Origin of the sequence: Rummeliibacillus pycnus (genome assembly GCF_050459865.1) — a bacterium.
In the GTDB taxonomy this organism is placed as follows: Bacteria; Bacillota; Bacilli; order Bacillales_A; family Planococcaceae; genus Rummeliibacillus; species Rummeliibacillus pycnus_B.
In genome coordinates, this window is record NZ_JBCMNM010000013.1 from 24,577 (window position 1) to 50,009 (window position 25,433).

General features: G+C 31.7%; 32 protein-coding genes, 1 pseudogene and 2 riboswitches. Of the genes and pseudogenes, 16 read left to right on the top strand and 17 right to left on the bottom strand.

All coding sequences use genetic code 11. The annotated features are described in order from the left end of the window. Positions 1 to 108: 108 nt before the first annotated feature. The 5 genes from sspO to ABE048_RS02950 all read right to left on the bottom strand — a co-directional run bounded on the left by sspO (position 109) and on the right by ABE048_RS02950 (position 5,645). Positions 109 to 273 carry a small acid-soluble spore protein O gene (gene sspO, locus ABE048_RS02930; protein ID WP_430309027.1) on the bottom strand — a complete coding sequence of 55 codons (165 nt, stop codon included), beginning with the start codon at positions 271 to 273 and terminating at the stop codon, positions 109 to 111. A 156-nt stretch (positions 274 to 429) separates the two neighbouring features. Continuing rightward, a complete protein-coding gene (locus tag ABE048_RS02935; RefSeq protein ID WP_430309028.1) occupies positions 430 to 1,368 on the bottom strand; it encodes a hypothetical protein in 939 nt (312 codons plus the stop codon). Positions 1,369 to 1,457: 89 nt separating this feature from the next. After that, positions 1,458 to 1,889: a hypothetical protein gene (locus ABE048_RS02940; RefSeq protein ID WP_430309029.1), complete on the bottom strand. Its 432-nt coding sequence runs from the start codon at positions 1,887 to 1,889 to the stop codon at positions 1,458 to 1,460. Between the two features lie 415 nt (positions 1,890 to 2,304). Continuing rightward, positions 2,305 to 2,985 carry an SOS response-associated peptidase gene (locus ABE048_RS02945; protein ID WP_430309030.1) on the bottom strand — a complete coding sequence of 227 codons (681 nt, stop codon included), beginning with the start codon at positions 2,983 to 2,985 and terminating at the stop codon, positions 2,305 to 2,307. Positions 2,986 to 4,166: 1,181 nt separating this feature from the next. After that, on the bottom strand, positions 4,167 to 5,645 hold the full coding sequence (locus ABE048_RS02950) for a serine hydrolase (RefSeq protein WP_430309031.1): 1,479 nt from the start codon (positions 5,643 to 5,645) through the stop codon (positions 4,167 to 4,169). Between the two features lie 338 nt (positions 5,646 to 5,983). Here ABE048_RS02950 and ABE048_RS02955 point away from each other — a divergent pair, with 338 nt between their 5' ends. After that, entirely contained in the window at positions 5,984 to 6,433 is a 450-nt protein-coding gene (locus ABE048_RS02955) for a DUF4306 domain-containing protein (RefSeq protein WP_430309059.1), read from the top strand. 431 nt (positions 6,434 to 6,864) lie between these two features. Here ABE048_RS02955 and ABE048_RS02960 read toward each other — a convergent pair whose 3' ends face one another. Both ABE048_RS02960 and ABE048_RS02965 read right to left on the bottom strand, forming a co-directional pair. Continuing rightward, the gene (locus ABE048_RS02960; RefSeq protein ID WP_430309032.1) at positions 6,865 to 7,260 is read right to left on the bottom strand and encodes a hypothetical protein; all 396 of its coding nucleotides are present in this window, start codon (positions 7,258 to 7,260) and stop codon (positions 6,865 to 6,867) included. Between the two features lies 1 nt (position 7,261). Beyond that, the gene (locus ABE048_RS02965; protein WP_430309060.1) at positions 7,262 to 7,465 is read right to left on the bottom strand and encodes a helix-turn-helix transcriptional regulator; all 204 of its coding nucleotides are present in this window, start codon (positions 7,463 to 7,465) and stop codon (positions 7,262 to 7,264) included. A gap of 277 nt (positions 7,466 to 7,742) precedes the next feature. Here ABE048_RS02965 and ABE048_RS02970 point away from each other — a divergent pair, with 277 nt between their 5' ends. The 3 genes from ABE048_RS02970 to ABE048_RS02980 all read left to right on the top strand — a co-directional run bounded on the left by ABE048_RS02970 (position 7,743) and on the right by ABE048_RS02980 (position 8,669). Next, on the top strand, positions 7,743 to 7,937 hold the full coding sequence (locus tag ABE048_RS02970) for a hypothetical protein (RefSeq protein WP_430309033.1): 195 nt from the start codon (positions 7,743 to 7,745) through the stop codon (positions 7,935 to 7,937). Further along, a complete protein-coding gene (locus ABE048_RS02975) occupies positions 7,937 to 8,134 on the top strand; it encodes a YwbE family protein (RefSeq protein WP_430309034.1) in 198 nt (65 codons plus the stop codon). The genes ABE048_RS02970 and ABE048_RS02975 overlap by 1 nt, the downstream gene beginning before the upstream one ends. A gap of 253 nt (positions 8,135 to 8,387) precedes the next feature. Next, the gene (locus tag ABE048_RS02980; RefSeq protein WP_430309036.1) at positions 8,388 to 8,669 is read left to right on the top strand and encodes a YciI family protein; all 282 of its coding nucleotides are present in this window, start codon (positions 8,388 to 8,390) and stop codon (positions 8,667 to 8,669) included. 298 nt (positions 8,670 to 8,967) lie between these two features. Here ABE048_RS02980 and ABE048_RS02985 read toward each other — a convergent pair whose 3' ends face one another. After that, positions 8,968 to 9,363, bottom strand: coding sequence for a VOC family protein (locus ABE048_RS02985; protein WP_430309037.1), 396 nt, complete (start codon positions 9,361 to 9,363; stop codon positions 8,968 to 8,970). Between the two features lie 318 nt (positions 9,364 to 9,681). Here ABE048_RS02985 and ABE048_RS02990 point away from each other — a divergent pair, with 318 nt between their 5' ends. Continuing rightward, positions 9,682 to 9,876, top strand: coding sequence for a hypothetical protein (locus ABE048_RS02990; RefSeq protein WP_397539122.1), 195 nt, complete (start codon positions 9,682 to 9,684; stop codon positions 9,874 to 9,876). 434 nt (positions 9,877 to 10,310) lie between these two features. Here ABE048_RS02990 and ABE048_RS02995 read toward each other — a convergent pair whose 3' ends face one another. The 3 genes from ABE048_RS02995 to ABE048_RS03005 form a co-directional block, all read right to left on the bottom strand. Then, on the bottom strand, positions 10,311 to 10,580 hold the full coding sequence (locus ABE048_RS02995; protein ID WP_430309039.1) for a small acid-soluble spore protein Tlp: 270 nt from the start codon (positions 10,578 to 10,580) through the stop codon (positions 10,311 to 10,313). A 137-nt stretch (positions 10,581 to 10,717) separates the two neighbouring features. Further along, positions 10,718 to 10,954, bottom strand: a complete 237-nt coding sequence (gene tlp / locus ABE048_RS03000) for a small acid-soluble spore protein Tlp (protein ID WP_430309040.1) — start codon at positions 10,952 to 10,954, stop codon at positions 10,718 to 10,720. Between the two features lie 175 nt (positions 10,955 to 11,129). Then, positions 11,130 to 13,106, bottom strand: coding sequence for a methyl-accepting chemotaxis protein (locus ABE048_RS03005; RefSeq protein WP_430309041.1), 1,977 nt, complete (start codon positions 13,104 to 13,106; stop codon positions 11,130 to 11,132). 489 nt (positions 13,107 to 13,595) lie between these two features. On the opposite strand from ABE048_RS03005, the gene ABE048_RS03010 reads away from it, so the two are divergent. The 3 genes from ABE048_RS03010 (at position 13,596) to ABE048_RS03020 (ending at position 15,451) form a co-directional block, all read left to right on the top strand. Beyond that, positions 13,596 to 14,432: an AlbA family DNA-binding domain-containing protein gene (locus ABE048_RS03010; protein WP_430309042.1), complete on the top strand. Its 837-nt coding sequence runs from the start codon at positions 13,596 to 13,598 to the stop codon at positions 14,430 to 14,432. A 355-nt stretch (positions 14,433 to 14,787) separates the two neighbouring features. Next, positions 14,788 to 14,967, top strand: a complete 180-nt coding sequence (locus ABE048_RS03015) for a hypothetical protein (protein ID WP_430309043.1) — start codon at positions 14,788 to 14,790, stop codon at positions 14,965 to 14,967. Between the two features lie 202 nt (positions 14,968 to 15,169). Beyond that, positions 15,170 to 15,451, top strand: coding sequence for a transporter (locus ABE048_RS03020; protein WP_430309044.1), 282 nt, complete (start codon positions 15,170 to 15,172; stop codon positions 15,449 to 15,451). Positions 15,452 to 15,545: 94 nt separating this feature from the next. On the opposite strand, the gene tlp (ABE048_RS03025) is transcribed toward ABE048_RS03020, so the two are convergent. Beyond that, positions 15,546 to 15,788, bottom strand: a complete 243-nt coding sequence (tlp, locus tag ABE048_RS03025; RefSeq protein ID WP_430309045.1) for a small acid-soluble spore protein Tlp — start codon at positions 15,786 to 15,788, stop codon at positions 15,546 to 15,548. 147 nt (positions 15,789 to 15,935) lie between these two features. On the opposite strand from tlp (ABE048_RS03025), the gene ABE048_RS03030 reads away from it, so the two are divergent. Then, entirely contained in the window at positions 15,936 to 16,157 is a 222-nt protein-coding gene (locus ABE048_RS03030) for a hypothetical protein (protein WP_430309046.1), read from the top strand. A gap of 111 nt (positions 16,158 to 16,268) precedes the next feature. On the opposite strand, the gene ABE048_RS03035 is transcribed toward ABE048_RS03030, so the two are convergent. Further along, the gene (locus ABE048_RS03035; protein ID WP_430309047.1) at positions 16,269 to 16,682 is read right to left on the bottom strand and encodes a VOC family protein; all 414 of its coding nucleotides are present in this window, start codon (positions 16,680 to 16,682) and stop codon (positions 16,269 to 16,271) included. Between the two features lie 260 nt (positions 16,683 to 16,942). Here ABE048_RS03035 and ABE048_RS03040 point away from each other — a divergent pair, with 260 nt between their 5' ends. Then, on the top strand, positions 16,943 to 17,164 hold the full coding sequence (locus ABE048_RS03040; RefSeq protein ID WP_430309048.1) for a hypothetical protein: 222 nt from the start codon (positions 16,943 to 16,945) through the stop codon (positions 17,162 to 17,164). Between the two features lie 174 nt (positions 17,165 to 17,338). Here the strand turns inward: ABE048_RS03040 and ABE048_RS03045 are convergent, their stop codons facing one another. Next, positions 17,339 to 17,827 carry an Lrp/AsnC family transcriptional regulator gene (locus ABE048_RS03045; RefSeq protein ID WP_430309049.1) on the bottom strand — a complete coding sequence of 163 codons (489 nt, stop codon included), beginning with the start codon at positions 17,825 to 17,827 and terminating at the stop codon, positions 17,339 to 17,341. 210 nt (positions 17,828 to 18,037) lie between these two features. Between ABE048_RS03045 and ABE048_RS03050 the strand changes: the two genes are divergently transcribed. Next, the gene (locus ABE048_RS03050; RefSeq protein WP_430309050.1) at positions 18,038 to 18,541 is read left to right on the top strand and encodes an N-acetyltransferase family protein; all 504 of its coding nucleotides are present in this window, start codon (positions 18,038 to 18,040) and stop codon (positions 18,539 to 18,541) included. 105 nt (positions 18,542 to 18,646) lie between these two features. On the opposite strand, the pseudogene ABE048_RS03055 reads toward ABE048_RS03050, so the two are convergent. Both ABE048_RS03055 and ABE048_RS03060 read right to left on the bottom strand, forming a co-directional pair. Next, a pseudogene (locus tag ABE048_RS03055) lies at positions 18,647 to 18,859 on the bottom strand (hypothetical protein). A gap of 155 nt (positions 18,860 to 19,014) precedes the next feature. Continuing rightward, positions 19,015 to 19,932: a patatin-like phospholipase family protein gene (locus ABE048_RS03060; RefSeq protein WP_430309051.1), complete on the bottom strand. Its 918-nt coding sequence runs from the start codon at positions 19,930 to 19,932 to the stop codon at positions 19,015 to 19,017. 239 nt (positions 19,933 to 20,171) lie between these two features. Then, positions 20,172 to 20,278: riboswitch (TPP riboswitch) on the top strand. A gap of 115 nt (positions 20,279 to 20,393) precedes the next feature. Continuing rightward, positions 20,394 to 20,483, top strand: a riboswitch (TPP riboswitch). A gap of 353 nt (positions 20,484 to 20,836) precedes the next feature. Here ABE048_RS03060 and ABE048_RS03065 point away from each other — a divergent pair. The 4 genes from ABE048_RS03065 to thiW all read left to right on the top strand — a co-directional run bounded on the left by ABE048_RS03065 (position 20,837) and on the right by thiW (position 23,936). Further along, complete coding sequence (locus ABE048_RS03065; protein WP_430309052.1) at positions 20,837 to 21,583, top strand: ABC transporter ATP-binding protein; 747 nt, start codon at positions 20,837 to 20,839, stop codon at positions 21,581 to 21,583. Beyond that, complete coding sequence (locus ABE048_RS03070) at positions 21,570 to 22,340, top strand: ABC transporter permease (protein ID WP_430309054.1); 771 nt, start codon at positions 21,570 to 21,572, stop codon at positions 22,338 to 22,340. Before ABE048_RS03065 ends, ABE048_RS03070 begins: the two co-directional genes overlap by 14 nt. Positions 22,341 to 22,411: 71 nt before the next feature. Next, complete coding sequence (locus tag ABE048_RS03075; RefSeq protein WP_430309055.1) at positions 22,412 to 23,416, top strand: ABC transporter substrate-binding protein; 1,005 nt, start codon at positions 22,412 to 22,414, stop codon at positions 23,414 to 23,416. A gap of 25 nt (positions 23,417 to 23,441) precedes the next feature. Beyond that, positions 23,442 to 23,936, top strand: a complete 495-nt coding sequence (gene thiW / locus ABE048_RS03080) for an energy coupling factor transporter S component ThiW (protein ID WP_430309061.1) — start codon at positions 23,442 to 23,444, stop codon at positions 23,934 to 23,936. 194 nt (positions 23,937 to 24,130) lie between these two features. On the opposite strand, the gene ABE048_RS03085 is transcribed toward thiW, so the two are convergent. Beyond that, complete coding sequence (locus tag ABE048_RS03085; protein ID WP_430309056.1) at positions 24,131 to 24,505, bottom strand: HsmA family protein; 375 nt, start codon at positions 24,503 to 24,505, stop codon at positions 24,131 to 24,133. 491 nt (positions 24,506 to 24,996) lie between these two features. Between ABE048_RS03085 and ABE048_RS03090 the strand changes: the two genes are divergently transcribed. After that, positions 24,997 to 25,212: a hypothetical protein gene (locus tag ABE048_RS03090; protein WP_430309057.1), complete on the top strand. Its 216-nt coding sequence runs from the start codon at positions 24,997 to 24,999 to the stop codon at positions 25,210 to 25,212. The last annotated feature ends 221 nt before the right edge of the window (positions 25,213 to 25,433 follow it).

The window sequence follows — 25,433 nt, forward strand, 5'->3', positions numbered from 1 at the left end:
TAGTCTACATCTTCGATTTGCCAAAGTAGAATTTTTCTCTCCCATTCAAAAAAAACCGACACAATTCATAGTGTCGGTTGATTATTGATGTAGCCCTTCTACTTCACTCTATTGTCTTTTCTTTGTTTTTTTATTATTTAACTTTTCTGTTGCAGTTAATGGCTCATTTGCAAATTCCTGATTAAATTCTCTTGATTGTTGACTACGAGTCGCTTGTTTATCACTGAAATCTTTATTCAATTGCTTATTTACTTTTTGGATTTTGTTTTTCATGTTTTCCACCTCCATACGAATAGGTTTTGCAAATTCTTATGAAGTATTCAACAAGAAAACATATGGGACTGAGTTTAATCTGCATTATGCATGATGTGTAATTAGCTTCGTGCTTTCCGCGGAAGTATTATTGAAGAAATTACATATAATCTTTGCTTAATTAATTTTCTTATTGTCTTTACTTAGAACCTGAATTTCATGAGGACCAGGAAAAGATTTGTTAATATCATTATATTGGAAAAATTCATTTATGAGTTTTTCAATACGTTTTCCAATTTTTTTAGCATTTTTATCTGTGCTGTTTATTGCGGTATTAATAAAAATCGGACTCTGATCATCTATTATAGTAGTTGATATAACCTTTAAATCTTTTATTTCTTTTAAACCTTGGTTTATAGAAGGCATCACTTTCATTTCCCAATCACGTTTTATATTTGATTTAAAAAGTATAGGAATATCTGACACATTTACTCCTTTTTCTTTAGCCAATTTTAAAAATTCTTTATGAAAATTGTTCACATCTATCGGATAAATAATTTCTTTATTGTTCCTAATCATAAAGAGCAATTGTACAATGTGTCCATCAGTAGCTGAAAATCCAATTTGTGTAATTACTTCTATTTTATATTTGTTTCCCATGATCTTCACTATATCATATACAATCTTTTCTTCATTTTCTTGTCGCTCTGTTTGATTAGTTTTAGACCAATCAGCTAGAACATTTGCTTTATAATCCGTATAGTTATTTGCTTTTAAAACTTCTTCAATTGTACTTTTTAGGTCGTCTTTTAAATAATTAAAATTTTTCTTAGAATAAGGTCTAATCACCAGATTTACTTCCTTTTTTGCACGAGAAATGGTTAGATCATAACCATCTGGATAGCCTTTTTTCTTAAATACCTTTTTTCTGATAGAAGATTCAATCGCATTTTCTAATTGGATTGTTTCATAATTGGAAATTAAATTATTCGAGGACTCTTTAGCTAATGCATAATTATCTGATATTACCATCTCTTTATTCGTTTTATTTGATGTGCATGCCACTACAAAAAACAACATACTGAATAAAACGAAAAACATTGATATTTTTTTCAAAAAATACAACCCCTTTGTATATTTTCTATTCTTTTTTGCTATATGTAATAAATTAAAAGAATTACCCAAATAAAATAGGCACTCTCTTTTTAATTTATATTTACATCAAAAATAAAAGTTTCTTTTCCTTTATCCCATGTTGTTTTAAGTTTATAAATATAATATCCATCATCTGATGGCATAGTTATTTTATTATCTTTAATTTCAACATTATCACTTGTACCATCTTCATTCAGTTTAATTGCAGTTATGGAAGAAGGATTTCTTTCAATTTCAAGTCTTAATGTATCCCCTTTTTTTACTTCTAATGTTTTGAATTGATCTGCTAATTCATTTATATCTGGAGAACTTTTTGTATTTACTTCAATTTTATTTCCTTTCCATGAGTAATCACTTCCAATCATTGTATAATCTTTATTATCAACAACAACTTTTCCTTCGGGTTGATCTTCTATTGAATGTGTATTGCATCCAGTCAAAATACTAGTAATTAATATGGTGGAAATTATTTTTTTATTCATTTCAACAACATTCTCCTTTTTATTAAACTGTTATTTCTTTTTCATATTATATCAACTTTTACAATATATGTATATTTTAGCATAAAATTATATGAGGTTAAGAAAACGAAAATAGTCCCGTCTCACTACTTAGATTTTTATTCTGCTGCTTACTAATGGCCAGTTAAGGGAAAGATCCCCTTATAGTTTTCTTTTAGTTAAAATATCTTTAAATTAAAGAAGGGCCGTACTCAAAAATCATGGATTCATCACTTTTGAGGTGGCCCTTCTACTTCCTTCTATTGTCTCTTCTTTGTTTTTAATTAATTAACTTATCTGTTGCTGTTAATTGTTCATTTGCAAATTCCTGATTGAATTGTCTTTAATAATCAATAAAAGATTGAAACATTTTCTATTAATTTTTATTTCTTTTCTTTTATAGAACTCTCTTAATTAACTCCAATGAATTATTCTTTGAAGAGTTTACTTTAGAAGATACCTCATAAGCCATCATTTCAACAGTATGGTAAGGTACTAGTAAAGATTTAAGAATTTCAGTATTTTGAATGGATGTATTCAGCCAGATGGATCGCTGCTCTTTTGGTAAAATTACTGGCATTCGATCATGAATCTCTGACATCAATTCATTTGGTTCTGTAGTCAAGATAGTACATGTATGAATTGCTTCACCGGATGGTGCATTCCATGTATCCCATAATCCTGCTACTGCAAAAAGTGAATCATTTTTCATTTTAATTCGCATTGGTGTTTTTTCTTTTCCTTCACGTTTCCATTCATAAAACGAATCCATTGGTATGATACAACGTCTCTGGTAAAAGGATTTCTTAAAACTAGGCTTTTCATTCACCGTTTCAGATCTTGCATTTATCATCTTGGAAGCCATCTTATCATCTTTTGCCCACGATGGAATTAGCCCCCATTTTAAGTAACCCATGCGATTTTTCGTACCATCGTTAATTATTGAAACAATATTGTGCGTGTGCGTAGGTGCAATATTATAACTTTCCTCATAATATTCTTCAGCAAACATCTGCTGAATGTCAAACTCGCTGATTAAGTTCTCATATGCAGCAAACAACGAAAAACGCCCACACATTGTTATCCCTCCAAACTTTCAACATTTTATATAACTTTTTTATTAAAATTAAGGCTCTGTTTAACTTTATTGTTGGCTTTCCTCAAATAAATAAGCGTATTCGATATCGCGAATACGCTTATTCTTTAAAGTAATTGGGAATGTTTAATTGTTCTGGATCTTCTTCTTAGTTCAATAACCAATCATTATGATGCTACCATATATAGTTAGGATTAATAAGGCTAACACTCCAATAGAAGAAATAATTAGAGCAATTATTTTTAAAAGCCCCTTTTCACTAAATATTGCTGAGAGAAATGAGCCAATCAGTAATAATATTATTATAATTATGTCCCATGAGTCAGGTAAAGGATTCAATACTTGAGGAGTAATAAAACCTAACACGATAAACAGTACGAACAACACTAATGAAATCATGCTTAGATATCTTCTCATTACATCACTCTCACTTTCCTATTAAATAAAATTGCCCAATCTCACTAGAAATAACTTATTTTTATCTTATTATACAAATATTTCTAAATGCCTTCAACAGTGTAAATAAACAGACTAAAAATAACTAAAACAGAAAGAAAAAAAATTTAAATATATGAAAAGTGAAGTCTCAGAAAAACAAAATTAATTCAAAGGAGCTTTTAATGTTATAAGATTTAATTTAAACTAATATAAAAAAAAATATAAAAATAAGGGAATAAGATATGATCAAAAAAATCTCAGAATTGATTGTCGTGTTTGTACTTGGAATAATTTTCATTATACTAGGCTCACTATTATTTGATCCATCTCCGAATAATTCATATTTATTAGCTAACTCAATAGCTATCGTATATCTAAGTGCTATTATTTTTATAACTAGGGGAAATAAATGAACTAAACATACATCTTGATTGCGCACGATTGGTATTAGCTAGCCTTTACTTATACCATGGGTAATTACTCTTTTGCGAATAATAACAGAGATCAATAATTTTATACATCGCATTTTAATGTTCGTTTACAACTTAGTTGTAACCTATAAACTTACTAGCAACGTTTACAACTCATTCGTAACCTATACAACTTAATCATACTCTGTACAACTCAGTCGTACCTCACACAACTTCGAATTTAACAACTAATTAGCAATATAAATCGCAAGCAAAAACGCTCAGAGTAATTCTGAGCGTTTTTAAGTGTAATTCTTATAATCTTTTACCTTTATTTAATGTTATTTGATAATAGATTCTCAAAATTGTAAGTACCAATCCAATAATGAAAACAATCGCCAATAAGAACATCGCAGCTGGGTAAAGACCAAATGCATCTATCGTGGTCGAACTGTTATTTTGTAACGTTGGAACAATAAAAAACAACCACCCGATTAATAATGTTGGAACCAATTGAGGAATTAAGCGAAGGATAAATCTCCAAGTAGGATGTTGTTTACGTTTTTCCGACCATTTTTTACTCCGAAGAATCCCTCTAATTCCTAAAATCAAATAAATCAATGTGATAACGCCAAGTGATAAATCAATTATTTTAGATATTGGAGCTTTTAATACTGGTTCTTGGCCCTCGGTCATTTGGATAATACCCGAACTAATCTCATAAGCGTGTTCAAATGTAGGGGTAAAGCTATTTAGTAAAACTGCAACAGCATAACCACTACTTGGTATAATGTCTTGTTGTGTTTGATACGTTGATACCACTCCGCTATGTGAAATGCGTGCTGGCTTCACATTCGGTAAACTTAACTCCCAACCAAATCCGTATTTTTTGTTTCCAAGTTGTGGCGAATAAGATTCTTCCAATAATTTTTTTGATAATAATTGCTCTCCTGTTCCAGACTTTCCCTTGTTCGTATGCATAGAAAGCCATTTCCCCATATCTGATGCAGTTGATATGATACTTCCTGCCCCCATATTCATCGCTTCAAGCTCTGTCCAAGGCATTGCAGCTCCATATGCTGTTACATATCCTTTAGGTAGTCCTTTTACAAAATCTCCAGAGTTAACAGTAGTGAGTGAGTCATTCATTCCTAGTGGAGAGAATACCTTTTGTTTAAGATATTGAGAGAATTCTATTCCGCTTACTCTCTCCACTAAAAGTGCTAGAACCCAGTAATTCCCATTGCTATAATAGTATTTCTCTCCTGGGTTTGATTGCAGCTTCCAATCATTCAAACGTTCCACACCTGCTTTTAAGTTACTCGCTGGTGGAACAATAGTCGGGTTTAGAATACCTGATGTGTGACTCAATAGTTGACGTATTGTAACTTCTTTCCATCTTGAATCGTCAAGTTTTACCTCTGGTAAATATTTAATTACGGGGTCATCCAGTTGGACTTCCCCTTCATCAACAAGTTGTAAAACAGCAAATGCAGTGAATGATTTGGATACGGAACCGATTCTCATTAACGACTTTTCTGTTATAGGTTTCCCTTCGGAATCGTGACCATATCCTTTCTCATATACTAATTTACCGTCTTTTACAACTACAATGGACGCACCAGGTAGCCCATTACGTTCTATATAGTTAGTGACAAACTTATCAACATCTTCCGTTTTAAACGGTTGAGCAGCCTGGACACTTACAGAAAAGGGAAGATGAAACATAGGCGTTAAAAGGATTATTAATAGAAGAATAAAGCTTAATTTCTTCGTATTAAATAATGTTTTCAAATATTCTTCCTCCAATATATTTGTGTTTATTTTTAAATCCTTGAATTACAAACTAATCATACAAAATTTTTTAAGCAACATTATATGCAAATCTTATTTTTCCAATGTGACTTCATTAAATTTTATTTAACAACTTTTAAGATATGAAGAAATTGGTACCAGTAATATCATTGAACTTATACCTGGTTTTAAATGCTTTTAAATGAAGTTTGACAAGGTTCGTACGATCCAGTTTGGTTTTATCTTTTAATCATTTGGATATTTTATTCTTTATTGTTAAAATATATGTAATATAGTTAATGGTGGAGGGGAATTATATTTTTAAATTAATTGTACAAATGATATTTGCTTTAATATTATTTATTTTTTCTACAGCGATCTCTTTATATGAAGGATCTGGTATTACAGATGATTTCCCTTGGGAATGGAAATATTCTGCACCTTTTACACAACTATTTTCGGGAAATATAGAAAAATCTTCTGATATTTTGTATTTAGATTATTTTATTTATGCAGCTAAATTCCATCCTTTTTATCCTTTAATAATGATCTTAAGTATATTATATTTAATAATTTTAGCTGGAATGCTTCTTAATAAAATTACAAATAAGACAAATTATTTATTTTTCATTTTACCAATTTTGTGTTTAAGTACTTTCATATCTACTTGTACTTTAATCAATGCAACCACTTTTGGCGGAAAATTATTTTTCTATCTATTTTTAATTCTAACAATTTTATTCATATACCTTTCATACTATTACAAAAAATCTAGAAAAATTCATTAAAAGGATTTTGTTGGTTTTTTAATAGATTTTACATTTACTTTAGAATTTTATGGGAAGTTGCTGTGGTTGATTAAGGTAATTTTAAGTGGAAAGAAGACGACTTTGAAGCGCGAAAAATTAGTTCATCTGAGATAAATGATTTAGCAAATGAATTTAAAACATTAGATGCAAAAGAGGGAGAAAAATTAAAAATTCAAATTGAACAAAATCCTGCTGCAATAACTGTTAATCAAAAAATGAAGATGGTACAAGTGATACTATTGGAATACAAGATAATCAAATAATACTTCCATCAAAAAAGGATATTATATTTATGAAATTACAGCAAAATGGAATAAAGGTGAAATTGAGAGTAAGATCAATTATATTTTTGACATTAATATAAATTAAGGGTAGCAAAAGCTACGCTTAATTTAATATAACGCTCCACTTTATTGTCTTTTAACAACTAATGTTCCAATCACTAACACCATAAATAGTAGTAATAAATAAATACTTAATGCACCTAATTCAATTGTTTTTATACCAAATGCAAATAATACACAGACTAATAACATACTTCCAAATAATACAATGTACAATGATAATGCATAGAAGTTTTTAAGATTTATCCATGTTCTTTCATCTACCTCAGGTACATTATTACTCTTTCGGCTCTCACGAAATTTTATTGTTCCAAGTATAATCCCAACACCAATAATAGAACCCGTAATACCTGCTGCAACCATTCCAACTGGCAAATCAGGAATCAACAAACCACCCAAGTAAAAACCTATACTCATTGAACAAACCAGCGTAATAGCTATAATGATTGGTACCTTTTTCATACTATTCCTCCTCCAATTCGAATATTTCATCAATGTTTACATCAAAATATTTAATCAGCTTTAGTGCTAGTTCCAGGCTAGGGTTATATTTGTGATTCTCTACGGCGTTAATCGTTTGCCTTGTAATTTGTAAGTCTTCTGCCATTTTAATTTGACTAATCCCTTTAGCTAAACGTATTTCTTTAATTCTGTTTTTTACTTTCAAGTGCACCTCAGTTCCTCTCTAAAAAACGTAAAGATATCTTTACATACAGTATAAAATAAAAAATCGACAACGTAAAGATATCTTTACGTTGTCGATTTCAATTTTCCAGTGTTTTGGGTTACTCAATTGTTGCAGAATTTTTTCAGCGAATTAAATTTCTTTATCAGATTGATTCTTACACAACTAATCCCCTGTTACTTTAAGTACATTCTTTCACAAATAACCGAAAATAGATTATACTGGACTTACTATCATATTCAATAAGGAGGAATTCCCTATGACCGAGAATAATCAATCCGAAGCACCAAAAAAGAAAATCAGCCTGCGAGATGCAGTAAAGCAACAACTTGAAGCCAAAAAGAACCAATCCTCTGCTAATAAAGGAAAACCGAATGCCGACCTTTCAACAAAAAAAATGAAAAGCCAGCTAGCGAAAAAAACAAGTAATACCCGCAGAAAAATGGGTGTCTAATGAACGGACAAAATCGGAAAGACGTATTACCAAGTATGACTGTTGATATTGTTTTAAAAAAGGATCAAAAAACGGGAAAGCTTACCAGAGGCATCGTAAAAGATATTCTTACCAATTCGAGCTCTCATCCCCACGGTATTAAAGTCAGACTAATAGATGGTCAGATTGGCCGTGTACAGGTAATTCACTCTAATTAAAAGAAGCGAAAAAGCATTCAAGGGACAGTTCTTTGAATGTTTTTTTATTATTTTCTTCTTTTCAATTTATAACTTATTCATTCAGATAGGTAAGGGTTTGAGGTAATATCCGCCTTTTTACCCAATTCACAATATAGTTTAGCGCTTAACTATATAAAATCAAAAATTTGCTTCGATGATGTTTTAAAATATTGTTTGAAATAAAAAATGATATACTTGTAGAAGTTCAAAAAATTGTAGAGGAGAACGATAGATGAGAGCTATTATATTTTACAAAATTGCATCAGGAAAAACTCGAGAAGAATTGATGAAAGTTTATCCAAGACATAGAATGCATGTTGATAAATTTCTTGCACAGAATAAAATCATCAGCATGGGAGCATTGACGGAACAGACAATTGACGGTGTAGGCTCATTTGGTATTTTTGTTGATAAAGCAACAGCAGAAGATTTTGTTGCTGGCGACCCATTTTTCCTTGAAGGACTTGTAGGACATTATGAAATATCAGAGTTTAATGATGTTGTGAGCGAATAGTATAAAATATTTGAGTATATTAAAAAACCTGTCAAAATTCGACAGGTTTTTATATTGATATTCCTGAAGCAATTTTCCATGATTTAGATAGGCAATATCAATTTAAACGTTTAGAGTTATTAAAAAATATTGACCTTTGATTAAACTTTGTAGAAGAATTACAAAACCCACAATATATTTTATATCATGGTGGAATTTAATTATATGGGGTTATTATTAGATACAACAAAAAAACGCCTCATCCCTTTAATTTCAAAGGTTTTGGCGTTCTGTCAATAATAATTACCAGTGTAAAATTTTATTTTGCATTTACATCTGGTTGATGTATTCCAATTGTATTTCCTTCTGTATCAATATAGTAACCTTGCCACGCCATTCCTGGTAATGCGTATTTTGGCAATGCAACTTTGCCTCCGTGGCTCAGAATTTTCTGTTCCGTTAAATCATAATCCTCCACTCCCATTGTACAAACAAATCCATTTATACTTTGATTTGCTTCTGGAGGAGCACTTTGTCGTTGCATTAAAGCACCATTAATCCCCATTTCGGCCTCATCACCAGTGACTGCACCAAAGTAAGGCATACCTGCATAAGAGCTCCAATCTTCAAACTTCCAATCGAATACCTCTCCGTAAAACTTCTTTGCACGATCCATGTCATCTACATGAATTTCAAAATGGACTAATCTTCCCATGGTTACCTCCTATTTAATTAACAGATTTATTATTTTTATAAATTATTTAGTAGGATGGGTTTTCTCCCACTCAAAAATAACAAACAACTTTTCGATGAAAAATTGCTTGCATGTTCCTCATTATTATAGCAATTTCATGGTAAAATATTCAATTGATTGTAATAATTCATATTTTTTCTCAATACAAATCGAATTAGATTATTCTGACCTACATTTACTTTATACGTCATTATTTTTTCTTTTTTGTAATAAAACTATATGGATATAAGAATAAACCACCCTAAATTGAACACATTAATCATTGGGAGGTGAACATTCATGCCAAAACAAAATGGTTATAAAGCAAAAAATAAAAAGAATCATAACAGTAATTTTAAAAGCGTAAAAGATACGCGATCAACGAATAACCCTTATAATAACCCAGATAACTTCAGAGCAGAGTTTGCTGCTGAATGGCGAGAAAATGCTATCGAAAATATCAATAAACAATCAAAAGATAAAGTAGATAAATAAATTTTGTATAAAAGCCTTAATGACAGTATGCATTAAGGCTTTTATTACTTTTAACTGGAACTTATTAATATTTTTTTATCTATTTGTTTCTTATCTCTTCTAGAAGAGTAATCATTCTTTCGTTTTGTTCAATCATTGTTTTATTTTGTCTTATTAATCTTGTAAAGTCATATGAAAACACCATTAAAAGAACCAGTATAAATAAACCCATACTCCTCACCTTCCAACTATATACATTTATTCAATCATATCACTTATTATTCTATTAATGTACCTCTGTCAATCAAAAAATACGGTAGAAAAATACTTTTCGTTAAACCCTTTAAGTTCAATGAAATTCGTTTTCTTTGCCATTCATTATGTATTGTATAAAATAAATAAGAGTCATTAATAAAAGTGAAACTGTGATGAAATAACTTTCATCACAGCCACAGCTACTTTTTCGATCCACCTTTAAAACTGTTTTTCCAAGCTACTTCTGCAGCTTTATCTGCCATTTCCTTTTCTTTTATCATAATTTCTCGTTTACGACGTTGATTTTTTTCTTGGAGATGTTCGAGTTCTTCCTTACCTGCAAATTCCATACTGATTTCGGCTTCCCGCATATTCTTTTTTGTATTTTCAATCATACTCTGAATTCTTAACCCACTAGTTGATCTATCATTAGTATCTGGACTATGTTGACCGCGAAATTTATCTTTCATTCGTTGCCCTCCAAAATTTTATTTTTCCTTGCCGTATTAGTTTGTTTTTTATTGTTCACTTTATACAGTAACCAACAATGAAAAAGCTGCAACAAAATGTAAAGTACACTTTTATTACAGCCTTATCACCATTATTTCTATTTAAGCCCTTTTTTACGAGCTTCTGCTTCGTCCTTCATTTCTGCTATGAACGCATCAATTGCTTTATTTCGACGGTCATTTTTTTCTTTAATTTTTTGAGCTTCATCGGGACCTGCAAACTCCATGCTTATTTCTGCCTCTTTAATATTCTTTTTCGTATTTTGAGCCATTTCTTGCAAACGTTCGACATTGTCCGATCTGTCATCAGGTTTTGGTATATTTTGATTTGACATTACATAGCCTCCAAAGTCATGTATTTTTAAATCACTCTAATAGTTTGTTTTACTTTGTTTGCTTTATACGTCATTATTCATATCTTTTTTAACAAAATCAATTTTATATAGCAAAAAGACTTGGTTCTAATGATTGAACCAAGCCTTTTTTATTTGAGATAAATCAATATAGATTTTAATACTTAAATTTAGAAATTAATTGCTTTAAGTTTTCTGCCATAGATGAAAGAGATTGTGCTGATGAAGAAATTTCTTCCATCGAAGCCAATTGCTCCTGTGTGGATGCTGCTACTTCTTCAGAAGTTGCTGCATTTGCTTCTGCAATGCCAGATAGTTCGTGTGCAGTAGCACTAATCTCTTGTATAGAAGCAGACATTTGTTGTGCAATTGCAGATACGTCTTCCATTTGTGGAGTCATTTCTTTTGTACTTTGAAGTATTTGATTGAATTTCTCGATCGCTTCAGTAGATACTTTAACTCCAGTCTGAACATCATCTGTAACTCGTGCCATGATTTGAACAGAACTTTTTGTATCTTTTTGGATTTTTTCTACGATTTCATGAATTTCTATTGCAGATTGTTGAGATTGTTCAGCTAATTTTCTAACTTCATCCGCAACAACCGCAAATCCTTTACCATGTTCGCCAGCTCTTGCTGCTTCAATTGCCGCATTTAAAGCAAGAAGATTTGTTTGATCTGCTATTCCGGTAATTACATCTAAAATTGAATTGACTTCTTTAGATCGTACATTTAAAGATTCAATCATAGCATTCGACTCTAGTACGGATTCATGGATTGAATTCATTTGGTTAACTGTATTCGTAACAGCTTTACCGCCTTCTTCTGCTTGCATTGTTGTGTGATATGCAAGCTCTGTAACTTTCATAGAATTCTCTGCTATTTGCGTTACTCCTTGAGAAACTTGTTGTAACGACTCAGAATTTTTGTTTATGCCATCCGTTTGTTTCTCTGCACTACTTGATACTTCTTGAATTGCAGTGGAAACTTGTTCTGTTGCAGCACTTGTCTGCTCTGCACTTGCCGTTAATTCTTCTGCTGAAGCAGCGACCTGTTCGGCATTCTGATCTACTTCTTTTACTAAACCGATAAGACTTATTCGCATTTCTTGAAATGCTTTAGCTAATTGTCCAATTTCATCATTAGATTGTACGTTAATTTCCTTCGTTAAATCTCCTTTACTAATGGTATTGGCATTTTCCTTTAGCTTTCTTAGAGGACTTAAAATGGATTTTATGATAAAGAAAATAACTATAGCTCCGATAATCAAAGCGATTAAGATAACAAAAAACGTTTTTAGAAAAATAGGTGCAGCTGCATCATTAATTTCTGAAGTTGGTACACTTCCTGCTATTTTCCAGCCCGTTAGTTTATTTGTGGTAAATTCCATTACCTTTTCTTTACCCTTAAATACGTAAACAAAATTTCCTTGTTCTTTTTGATACATCTGATCATTAAAAGAATCTTTTGCTTCACTTCCTACTTTCATAGTAGGATGAGCTATGTATTTTCTATTTTGATCCAACAGAAACGCATATCCTGTATTACCTAACTTCACTTTATTTATTAGTTCTTGTATATGACTTACATAGATATCGACAGCTACAACGCCTGATCCGTCTTTAATGGTTTGGGAGATAGTGACACACCATTCTTTTGAACCGGCATCTTGATATGGCTCTGAAATTGCTATTTCTCCTTGTTTGTCCATCGCAGCTTTATACCAATCTTCTTCTGATGGATTATAGCCAGCAGGCATTGTTACGTCTGGTTTTTGAATTAAAGCACCCGTCTTACTTCCCACATAAATACTTAGAATTTCGGGATGTAATTGTGCATACTCATCGAATTGTTGGCCTAACTTAAGACTATTTTCTCCTTTGAACTGCTTTAAGGTAATATTTTTAGCAAAATACTCTACATCATGCATTTTAGGTTTTAGCGAGTTATCTATCGAAAGATTTAATACATTTGTTGTTTTTTCAAATCCGTTTAACATTTCATTTTTAACTGCATTTTTTGCAGTTGAATAAGATTGTAACCCGATAAATATGGAAGGAATAATTAATATACTCAAAAATGAAATGATTAATTTTGTTTTTAAATTTCCGATACTTCTTAAGAATTTCCCCACTAAACATCCTCTTCTCTAATTCGTCTCTTTTGATTTAGAAATTTACAAAAATCGAATTTAATAATCTACGAGCATATTCATACTACAAACAGTCCATTTTTACTTCATAACAAATATAAAAGTCTATAGATTCATAACCTCCTTGATACTATTTACCTAAAATATCACTTAGTACTTTTATATCATACATAAAAGTTTTCTGAAATTCAACAAAATTTTACAAAATCCATCAAATTTTGCACATAAAAAATAATATAAACTTGTTAAGCAGAGTCACAGTGATTTGGTTAAGTAATTTACTCCTTTAGAGTCTTCAAATCGAAATCTTTTTCTTATTCGATACGTTAATTATCGAAAATATTAATATCTTATCAAAACAAATAGTTGAGTCATCTTTCTAACAACAGAGCCTTATGAACATCAAAACTATTTATAATTTACTTAATTGTTTTATAATTATATCTAGGAGATACCCAGGAGGATTTAAAAGTGAACAATAAGAAAATAAGCGAACGAGCTAGTATACTTTTAAGTAAAGAGGAAGGATATGACGTTGATTATAAGAGGAATCTAAAAGGGTTAAGTGTTGATGATTTAGTTGCTTTTGCAAATTCCTCTAAAGGCGGTGCTATTTTATTGGGTGTTGACGAATCTATTAATGAAGATGGTCAACAAATTGGTAAAATAGTTGGTTGTACTATAGGTGACAAAGAAAAACTCTCGATTTTAAATAAAGCAAGTGATTGTCAGCCTTCAGTAGATGTTGAAGTTTATGTTGAAAATGAAGGAGATACTCCATTTTATAGAATCGAAATACCGAGTGGCGAGCATAAACCCTATTCAACTTTTAAAGGTACTTACTTAATTCGTGGAGATGGAAGAAACCTTCCTCTTAATCGTAGTAGATTACTAAATATTTTTTTACAAGAACAAAGTGAAATCTTTTTTAATAGGTTCAAAAAGGCAACTGAGGAATTAGAAGGACATATTGTTAATTTGGACAAACGAATTGAAGAAACGAATGCAAAAGTTGATCTGTTTGAGCATAATATCATTGATTTACAAGAAGGTTTAAGTGTTGATATTCACGAAATAACTAGTGATGTGAATAACCTTACGCATAAAACAGCCTCTGAATTAAACAACATATTCGAGGGAATCAAAAATACAGAAGATTTAACTGAAAAAACATTAAATACCTCATTGATTACTATAGAAAACATGGAAAATAGAATTAGTAACATAGAAAAAGATGTTCAAGCAAATAAATTTATGACAAAAGCGATTTTAGAACACTTAGGTATAGAACTTCCTACAAAAGATTAATGACAACAACTAATAAAAATTTCCAGGCTGTGATAAATGTATAATAAACACATCACAGCCTCAACCACTGCAACATAATCTGCTACTTCCTTTTCCCCTAATATAATCCCTTAAATATTTCTAGTTTCTTCCTAATCTTCTAATTCATACTTATATCTGCTTCACTAAATTTTTCTTGTATTTTCAATCATACTTTGAATTCTTGCAGCACTTTTCAATCTGTCATTAGATTTTAACCTTTGTTGTTTTGTTTACTTTATACGTCACTATTCGTATCTTTTTTACTTAAAATTAAATAGTTATTAGAATAAACCATCCGAAATTGAACACATTAATCTTTGGGAGGTGAATATCCATGACAAAAAAAACTGGTAATGATCGACATAATAATAATTTTCCAAATGCAAAAGGTAAAACCAATGTGGACAACCCAAACAATAATAATAACAATAACTCAAAAACTGAGTTTGCTGCTGAATGGGATGCTAAAGCAGAAAAAAATCAAGCAAGTCATAACAACAATCAGTCTTGTTAAGTTCTATGCCTTAATGCTATCGTGCATTAAGGCTTTTCCATTTTTAAGTTATATCGATTGTTCATATTTCCTCGGAATAACTTCTCCTCAGAACTGAGGGCATTCAATACATATGATTTAGATCTTCACTCTAATGTATCTCCTTCTAATTCATACAACATATAATATCGTTGAGGACCAATTAAAAAAGGAGTGAAATTTAATGGTATACTACCCACCTCAAGGGCCATCGGGACAACAAACACTATCCCCTCCTCCAACATTTATTCCATCAAAACCTTCTGTATCCTATATGATTGATTGTGTATATCAAAACACTTATGTTTGGCTCATTAATGGAGAAAGTTTCTGGTTTTATCCTACACGTGTTGAGTATGGTGAAGTTTCTGGATATAGATGGAATGGTGCATTCTGGTATTATTATGGAATTGATCCAAGATTTATTGATGCCGTTGCCTGTAATCCAATCCCTACACTTTACTAATTGAAAAAATCCTTGTGAAATTAAATCATCACAAGGACTTCTTCATGCTATGAAAAAATGGATTAAAAACCCTTTAATACAGCCTTATTTTTAATTATTTATAACCATTCTCACGATCTTGAGCTTCGTCATTTCTTTCCTCAACCATGGCATTAATCGATTGCTCGCGACGTTTATTTTTTTCTTTAATTTTTTGCACTTCTTCTGGACTTGAAAATTCCTTACTAATTTCTGCCTTCTGGATATTTTCTTTCGTATTTTTGATCATTTGATCGATACGTTCTACATTATTTGACCGGTCATCTGGTTTTGGAGAATTTTGATTTTGGTTTGGCATTCTCGTACCTCCTAGTTCAATTTTAAAGCACAGTTCTAGTTTGTTTTTCTTCATGCACTTTATACGTAATTGAATATCGAATTCAAAAAGTCATAAAGAATAAACATCCCATTACTGAGCACATTAAACTCTAGGAGGTGAACATCCATGGGCAATAAAAACAGCAAAAAGACAATGAATGTAAGAACTCATAACCCTTACGATCTTTACAGAAGTGTAAGCAATGGCGACACCAATAGTAATAACAATAACCCTAAAAATAACCTTTATGAAGAATTTTCTGCTGAATGGGATTCAAAAGCAAAAAACAAAAATAATTCAACAAACCATGATAAGACGCAACACTCCAATAAGAATACAAACAAGTAATAGTTAGTTACAATATGTAATGTCTTTGAAAATTAGCCATTTTTTATGCAAATAAACATGCCTTAATGCTTACTAGCATTAAGGCTTTTTTGCGAACTGATGTATTAATTATTAGTGAAGATATTTTTCTCTGAAAGATTGACTTAATTCGCTCCATACATCAAATTTATTACCATCTAGATCGTAGAAAACAAAATTTCTTCCAGTATGTCCTCTGTTTTCAATCTCCCCTACTTTTATTTCTTTTTCTGTAAAACCTTTATGAATAGCAATTAAAGCATTTAGACCATCTACTTCAAACGTTAATGAAAACCGTTCTTCACCGTAAATATCATAAAAATTGGCACTTTGATCTTTTTTAGATTTCACAAGAAATATGCTTTGATTTGCAAAATTAAGAATAGCTTTATCTTCGTCTTTATAACTTAACTCTGCCCCCAATTTATTTACATACCATTCAGAAGAAAGTTTCACATCCGTTACCGGAATATAAGTAGTTCCTACCCTTAATAATTTTTCACTCATTTCACTGAATCCTTTCAATATTATTAACACTCCCTTTTCACTTACATAATGAAAAGTATTCGCTTTTTTATCGCAGTATCCTATCTATTTGTTTAAGAACTCAATTATTAATTGTTATGTATGGTCATTTGGACAAAGTTCAATACTTTTGTCTTAATCATAAAATATACAAGCTGAAATTTATGTTTTGGAAAAAAATATATTTTATTAATCAAATTTAAAGACTTTTCAACAATTATTTAAAAAGGTGGAGATATTAATTGTTATATACTGTCCATTTTTATGAAAAGAAAACGGTCGTGTTAAGTCAATTATTAAGAAACATTCCCCTAATCGATGATCCAATAAAAATAAAAGGCCGTAAAGGAAAAGTTGTTGATGTAGAATTCGTTGATCAAAATATAATCAATGTCTATGTAATTTTTGAAATAGTGAAGAAAAAACAGCCTTTAGCATTTGATCCTAAAAAAAGAAGAAGATAAATTAGTAGACACTTTCAATTTTGTACTACGTATTTTTGAATGCATTCTTACTTGAGTGAAATGCGGCGACTTCTACGGGAAAACTAGCCATACGAGAAGCCGCAATTTGCATCGTAGGCTAGAACTGATGAAAATCATTATTATAGTAAAAAAATCCAAATGAATAAATAGAGTCTAAAGCTTAGTATCTTCTCGTATAGGCAAAACTGTGGAATATTTTACTTCCCTAAGAGCTAAACTCGTTTGAATATGTGTTACTCCTAGCATATTTAACTTTCTAATGAAGCTCTCTAATTCTTTGCGACCTTTATTTGCTACCTTTAGCAGATAATCATATTCACCTGTTATACAATGACATTCTAATATTTCTGGCATAGAAGCCAGTTCTTTCTCCAACGTTGCTAGCTGCTCAGCTTGATGGATATTCGTACTGATGAAAATAAAGGTTAGTAACTCAAATCCAAGTTTCTCTTGGTTTAAAATAGCCACTTGTTGATTAATATAGACTTCATTTTCTAGACGTTTAATTCGAGCGTGTATAGCTGGTGGTGATAAATTGACTCGCTTTGCAATTTCAGCATTACTTACCTGTGCGTCTCTTTGCAAGATATCTAATATTTGAATATCCAGATCATCCAATACTTTACTAACTACAGATTCCATTGATCCCTGCCTCCTTACAAATCTTTAGAAATTCTACAAAATGATTTACGAAACAAAATAAAATTCATTGAATATCATTATACACTTACTATTATTTCAAATTCATAATATCGAGCAAAATTTAATTCAAAACAATCAAGAAAAGCATTAAAATTGTTAACAAGACAGAAACAACTTATCATAAGATTTATTTAGTGAGGGGAAATTTAAATGGACGGAAAAATAACATTTAGAGACGCAAAAATAGAAGACTTACCAAAGATTGTTGAAATCTATAATTCGACCATTGAAAGTCGAATGGTAACTGCAGATACTGAACCCGTGTCCATTGAGGATCGTCTACCTTGGTTTAACGAACATACTCCTTCGAAACGACCATTATGGGTTGTAGAATATGAAGGTGTAATATGCGGATGGATTAGTTTCCAATCATTCTATGGAAGACCTGCATATGACTCAACTGCTGAATTAAGTATTTATTTCAGTGAAGATTCTAGAGGGAAAGGCCTTGGTAAAATCACTTTACAACATGCTATAGATGCTTGTCCTAAACTAAAAATCAAAAATTTATTAGGTTTCATATTTGCACATAACGAGCCTAGCATACGACTATTTAAAAAATATCAATTTGAAAAATGGGGCCACTTGCCTGAAGTAGCTGAATTGGATGGTGTAAAGAGAGATTTAGTTATTCTTGGGAAAAAGATTGATTAATCTATTTTCCAGCATGTATATATAAAAAAGAGGTGTAAATTCTCACCTCTTTTTTATAATTATTTTGGGTTTCGCAAAACAGGTATCCAGCTCATAATATCATTTCTATCCAAAATTTCTATCTAAAAAAAGCAGTAGATAACTACCCGCCCAAAGAAAATATGTAAGTTTAATGATTATAAACATCGAAAATTCAAATGAAGAAAGTTTTCTTTCACGCTTGGTCTTTTTCAAGTGTCAATAATAAAAGAATGAACATAGAAGTAACAATAACATAGATAATTCGTTTATGTTTTCTAATATGTTTTTAATAATCATCACCTCAAATTGGTTGTATAATACTCCTTGGTCATCCCTATTGGTTGCATTTTTATTTAAAATTCTTCGACTCTTAATATCCACTAATGAATCAAAGAATTAAATAACTCATCATAAATCCAAATTTACAAAAAAGAGATTGGAAATATCCAATCTCAAGTTTCGACTATAAACTTCTCTTTTTTTGTAGTAGCATCCCAACTTTTCAAAAATTGAGTCGTTCGGATTCTTCCGATTTCAATTAAATGCTCTTTCGTTTCATCATCTAGATCAAATTTTGTCGCACTATAATTTTCAACAGGAATGAAAATTATATTCTTTTCATGTATGCGTGAAATATAACGCTCATCATGCGCGTTTTTCATCGTACTAAAAAGGGCTTCAAATAAATTGAGTCCATTATTAATTTTATGCGGCTCCATATTCTCTCTTGGATTACTTAACTTTAATCCGAGAACAGGGCGTTCCTTCTTACCACTTTCATCTTCGAATAGCCATATTGGGAAATTACTTAATACACCGCCATCGACTACAATTGATTCTCCTTGTGCAACCCTCAATTTCACTGGCTGAAAGAAGAAAGGAACTCCGCAGCTCATTCGAAGAGCTTTAGCAACTGAAAATGTCCCTGGACTTACCCCATACTTACTTAAATCATCTGGAAGAACCATCATTGTACCATTTGTTAAATCAGATGCAATTAGCCTCAAAGATCCTGTAGGTAAATCATCAAATGTATAGACATTTCTATCCGAAAGTTTTTCATAAAACCATTTTTCAAGTGCTTTCCCTTGATATAGCCCCATTCTAAAATACAGATTAATCCATTTCATAAATGGAAATGGTAATACAGTTTTTGGTGAATCAAGAAATGTAGAAACATCAAGTTCATCTAACATCGTCTCAATTTCATCAACTGTATAACCCGCAGCGAGAAAAGCAGCCAATATGGCTCCTGCACTCGTACCAGCCACACGTTCAAAATGAATATCATTTTCCTCCAACACTTGAAGTGCACCGACAAATGCAAATCCTTTAATTCCTCCACCTGAAAACACACCGTCGACGAGCAAAGTATCCCCTCCTCATCTATCTTCTTTATACTGTAAGAAATATAAGGTCAAATTAGAACTTATGCAGGAATTTTTTTGAATATGACCCTTTAAATACATTTATTTAGCAAATACAATGTTAAAACAAAAAAAGTACTGTATTAATAATTCTTTTTTAGAAGGGAAAATCCTTCTTACATATTAATTTTGTGAAAAGCCTTGCATAATATAAATTACATGTTAAGCTGAATATGGAAACTAAATAACACTAGGGGTGTCCAATAACGGACTGAGACTGAACAATTGTTCTAAACCCTTTGAACCTGATCTAGTTCAAACTAGCGGAGGGAAGTGAGTCGTGTTTAATGAAATTCGTTATGCAACCCCACTCTACCTCGAGTGGTTTTTTTTATTTGTTTTCGAAAAAAGTGCAGTAATATAAAGGTCAAGTAATTTATATACTTGAATTAAAACTTAATACAAACATCTACTAGGGGCGCCTATTGGCTGAGATTGTACCCTTTGAACCTGATCTAGATCATTCTAGCGTAGGAAAGTAGTTTCTCAACACCTAATCGCAAATTTGTGTGGTGTTGTTCACAAAACTGCTTTCTATTCTTAGAGAGCAGTTTTTTTATTTACTTTAATCAATTTCATAATGCAAAATCCAAAAAACTATACGAACATTTAATGATATCCAATTTTGTTATTGTGGAGCGAAAGACGGCGACTCCTACGGGAAAAGCTTGAGCTGAAAGCCCCGCAGGAACGTAGTGACGAGGAGATTGAAGCCAAGCCCGTGGAAAGCGCCGTCTGTAGCGGAACATCCATATCTGAATAGTGAATATTTAAAGTGTTGAATTGTTAATAATTAAAAACCAAAAATGAATTTATGAAATTGATTCAATTTAGAAAGGAAATGAAAATGGCACTTATTTTAAAAAATGCATCCTATAGCTTTACTGATGAAAATAAGAACAAAACGAAAGTCATCTCCCACTTGGATATGGAAGTTCAACAAGGTGAATTTGTTTCAATCATCGGGAAAAGCGGTACAGGAAAAAGTACAATTTTAAGACTTATAACCGGACTTCTTCATCAAGATGAAGGTGAAATTAAGATTAATCAAAAAGACATTTCCCTTGGCGATGTCGGCTATATGCCTCAGAAAGACCTACTACTTCCTTGGCGAACCATTCTTGAAAATATTATGCTTGCTTCCGAAATTCAAAAAGACTTACATATCTCAAAAGAAGAAGCAAGAATTTGGTTGCAGCGAGTAGGATTAGTTGGCTATGAAAATGCACTTCCTAAGCAATTGTCGGGGGGGATGAGACAACGTGTTGCTTTTTTACGAGCACTTTTAACAGGAAAAGATGTACTACTACTCGATGAACCGTTTGGTGCTCTTGATGCTTTAACAAAAAAAGAAATGCAATCATGGCTATTATCTATCTGGCAAAATTTAAACAAAACAATTATTTTTATTACCCATGATTTAGAAGAAGCTATCTATTTAAGTGATCGTATTTTATTGTTACATCAAAATCAAGATTTAGAAGAAATTCCAATAGAATTACCAAGGCCTCGCCAACCTGAGATGATTCATTCTCAAAAGATAGTAACATTACGACAAGAATTGGAGAAGAAAATTTCAAATGAAACAGATTAAATACTTTCTGCAAAACTATAGCTTATTTTTGATTGTTTCAATTATTTTTCTTGGTATTGTCGAATGGCTTGTTCGAACTGGTATCATACCAAGCTTTATCATACCAGCACCTACTAATGTCGTTCGGATGATAATAGATAATTGGCGTCCTTTAATCTTGGAACATTTGAGTGCCACTATGCTTGAATTCCTTATCGGCTTTGTCATTGCCGTTATCGGAGGTGTTATTTTAGCCGTCAGCATGTTCTTTTCAAAAACAATCGAGAAAATTATTTATCCTGCAGTCGTCATTTCCCAAATGGTGCCAATTATTGCCTTATCCCCTATTTTTGTTCTGTGGTTTGGCTATACCATTTGGAGTAAGGTTGCCGTAACGATCCTAATTTGTTTCTTCCCAATTGTGGTTGGTACTTATGATGGATTAAAGTCATGTGATAAAGAATATATCGAATTATTACGTTCAATGGGTGCATCACGTTTTCAAATTTTTCAAAAGCTACATATTCCAATGGCTCTCCCCTCTTTTTTCTCAGGATTTAAAATGGCGATTGTTTTCGCACTCGTTGGGGCAACCATTGGTGAATGGCTCGGAGCTAGTGAAGGCTTAGGATACTATAGTCGTAGAATGTCTGGAAATTTAAATGCTGAAGGTGTTTTTGCAGCAATCACCGTTTTAACCATCGTAGGTATTCTATTGTTTGCACTGGCTACTTGGCTGGAAAAGAAAGTAACGCTTAAATGGAATAATGCAAAATAAAGTGAAACTTCCATCATTGGGATTTTACTGCCCGTAAATGCGGGATAAATTTATTTAGGAGATGTTATTTAATGAAGAAATGGTTAAGTATTTTATTGCTAGTCTCACTAGCCGTACTAATTACAGGTTGTAATGGGAAAGAACAAACTACTGATGAAAGTGGCAAAAAACTAGATAATTTAAGTATCATGCTAGATTGGTATCCTAACGCAGTACATTCAGCAATTTACGTAGCACAAGAAAAAGGGTATTTCAAAGATGAAGGGTTAAATGTAAAAATCCAAATGCCCGCTGATACAAATGATCCTTTAAAACTTGCTGCTACTGGAAAAGTGGATTTAGCGATTAGTTATCAAAAACAAGCCATTCTATCAAAATCAGAAGGGATTCCAATCGTTTCAGTTGCAGCACTCGTTAGACATTCATTAGACACTCTAATGGTCAAAAAATCATCTGGCATTAAGTCGCCTAAGGATTTAGAAGGAAAAAGTGTAGGTTATTCATCAAGTGAAATAAGCGAAGCGACAGTAAAAGAAATGGTTGAGGCTGATGGTGGCGATTTTAGTAAAGTTAAAATGACGGATGTAGGCTGGGATTTAATTCCTGCCATTGCTACAGATCGTGTAGATGCTATTACAGGTGGGTATATCAATCACGAATATGTTCTGTTAAACAAAGAAGGCTACGATATGCATGCAATCAAAAATAGTGATTATGGTGTACCGGACAATTACGAATTAGTACTTGTTACAGGTCAAAAAACGTTAGATCAAAAAAGAGATGCAATCGAAAGATTTTGGAAAGCAGTCACAAAAGGTCAAGAAACAGTTAAGCAAAATCCAAAAGAAGGACTTCAAATTTTACTAGATCATGAAAACGATAGTTTCCCATTAAAAAAAGATGTAGAAACTAAAAGTCTTGAAATACTACTACCATTAATGGATGAAAAAGGAGTACCATTCGGCTATCAAGAAAAGGCTAGCTGGGAAAAGGCTTCTAATTGGCTTTATAAAAATGGTGTTATTAAGAAACAAGTTAAACCAGATGAAGTGATGGACAATATTGTCTCTAAATAGGTAAAGGGGTGTTAAAATGAAGGACTTGAATAAAACAAAAAAACTAACGTACACCGCAATAATTGCAGCTATAACAACAGTTTCGAGTAGTGTTATTTATATTCCACTAGGCTTTGTTAAAATATTCCCTATCCAACATTTTGCCAATGTGTTATCAGCTGTTCTATTGGGACCTTGGTACGCTCTTTTGCAGGCATTTACTTCTTCCACATTAAGAATAATGATGGGAACAGGTACTGTGTTTGCGTATCCTGGTAGTATGATTGGTGCATTACTTGCATCCATTCTATATGCAAAATCAAAAAGAATAGAGCTTGCAGGCTTAGGAGAAGTCTTTGGTACTGGAGTCTTAGGTGCCATGGCCACTTATCCAATTGCTGTTTTGTTTTTAGGTCAAGAAGCAACATTATTTGGCTTAGTCCCTGCTTTTGCCATTAGTTCATTTACAGGTGCACTTATGGGATATGGTTTATTGAAAGTATTAAGTAGAAATCATGCACTTAGCAATATTTTCAACTAACTATATAAGTCGTAAGCCCGAACTATAAAAAAATAAGCGCACTATTCCGGTACGCATCACAAATAATTAAAGTATACAGCAAAGCGCCCACGGAAAAACACGTGGGCGCTATTTGACGCTTACTTTTAAAATGTTACGTACACAACAACAGTAAATGCATATAAAAGGGTAATCTAAATCCATCCTTACTGTTATTAAAATTTGTTGGTCATTCCATATATCATTCCAGATATATACGGAATCAACCAAATGAACCATACTAATATACTTAACTTATGGAATTTTGCCATCATTTTTGAGTCTTTTTTTACCAATACAATAGAAGCCCAAATTGCATGGAATAACATTAATAAGATTGCTAATAAACCTGTTATGCCATGAAAACTAAATAGAGATCCTTCTGTGGCCATTTTTTCCATCATGGTAGTTCCAAGTGTATCGCATATTAAGCCTATCCAAAAAATAATCACATGCCATAACTTTAAAGTTTTTTGAAATTTTTCTGCCCATACTCCTACTGAATAAAAAATTAGTGCTGCTGTAATAAATATAGTAGCAAAGATTAGCATTTCAATCACCCGATTCATAGCATTATTTAAATGTCTTTTTCCCTTAAAAGTAATACTTTATACTCTTAAAAAATGTATACACCTATTGCTCAGACTTATTATAAAATAGCAATATGAACAACAGATGAACAACATCATAGAATGATATTCTCATCTACGCCATTACAGAAGGAGATATGAGAACGTTGCCGTTTTAATCGTGCATGTGCTAGTGTGGGGATCTTGCGTTGAAGCGGATACAGAGGAATTTTTAAATTCGGGATGTAATGTGACGGGGATAATCGTTAATTTTTGGTGTAGCATAAGAAAAGTACCTCCTTTGATTGATACCTTTATAGTACCGGGAGGTGCTGCATGTTTATATGCGTTATTTGAATACAGGCTTACAATAAGTCTTTCTGAATTGTTCTATATTGCAAATCTATTCATAAAATGAACGTAAACAAGGTGATTCTACCTTTTAAAATTTTAGAAAAAGGAGATTTGAGATTATGTTTACTGTTCATTTTTTTGAGAATAAAGAAATTGTTTTAAGTCAGTTACTTAGAAAGATTCCATCGGTCAACGAAGAGTTAAAAATTAAAGGACGTAAAGGAAAAATAGTCAATGTGGTTCAAATGAATGATAACAAATTTAATATCCAAATGGTCTTTGAAAAAAAGAAAACTCCTATAGTATCAATTAATGTTGATAAGAAAAGAAAATAGTTTTCACTTCCAAAGTGCCAAAAAGAATTTCCTCAAGATTTCATACTGTAGACAAACTTTAGTAATCTCAAGTTTGCCTACAGTTTTTTTCTATTTTCACAAAAAACTAAAAAAAGAAATTAACCAATAATTTAACTCATTAACCTTTTCATCTCAGATTTGAGAAAAAGTGTTTAAATACAAATATCTATGTATTAATCTGTTTTCTGCATGATGTGGAA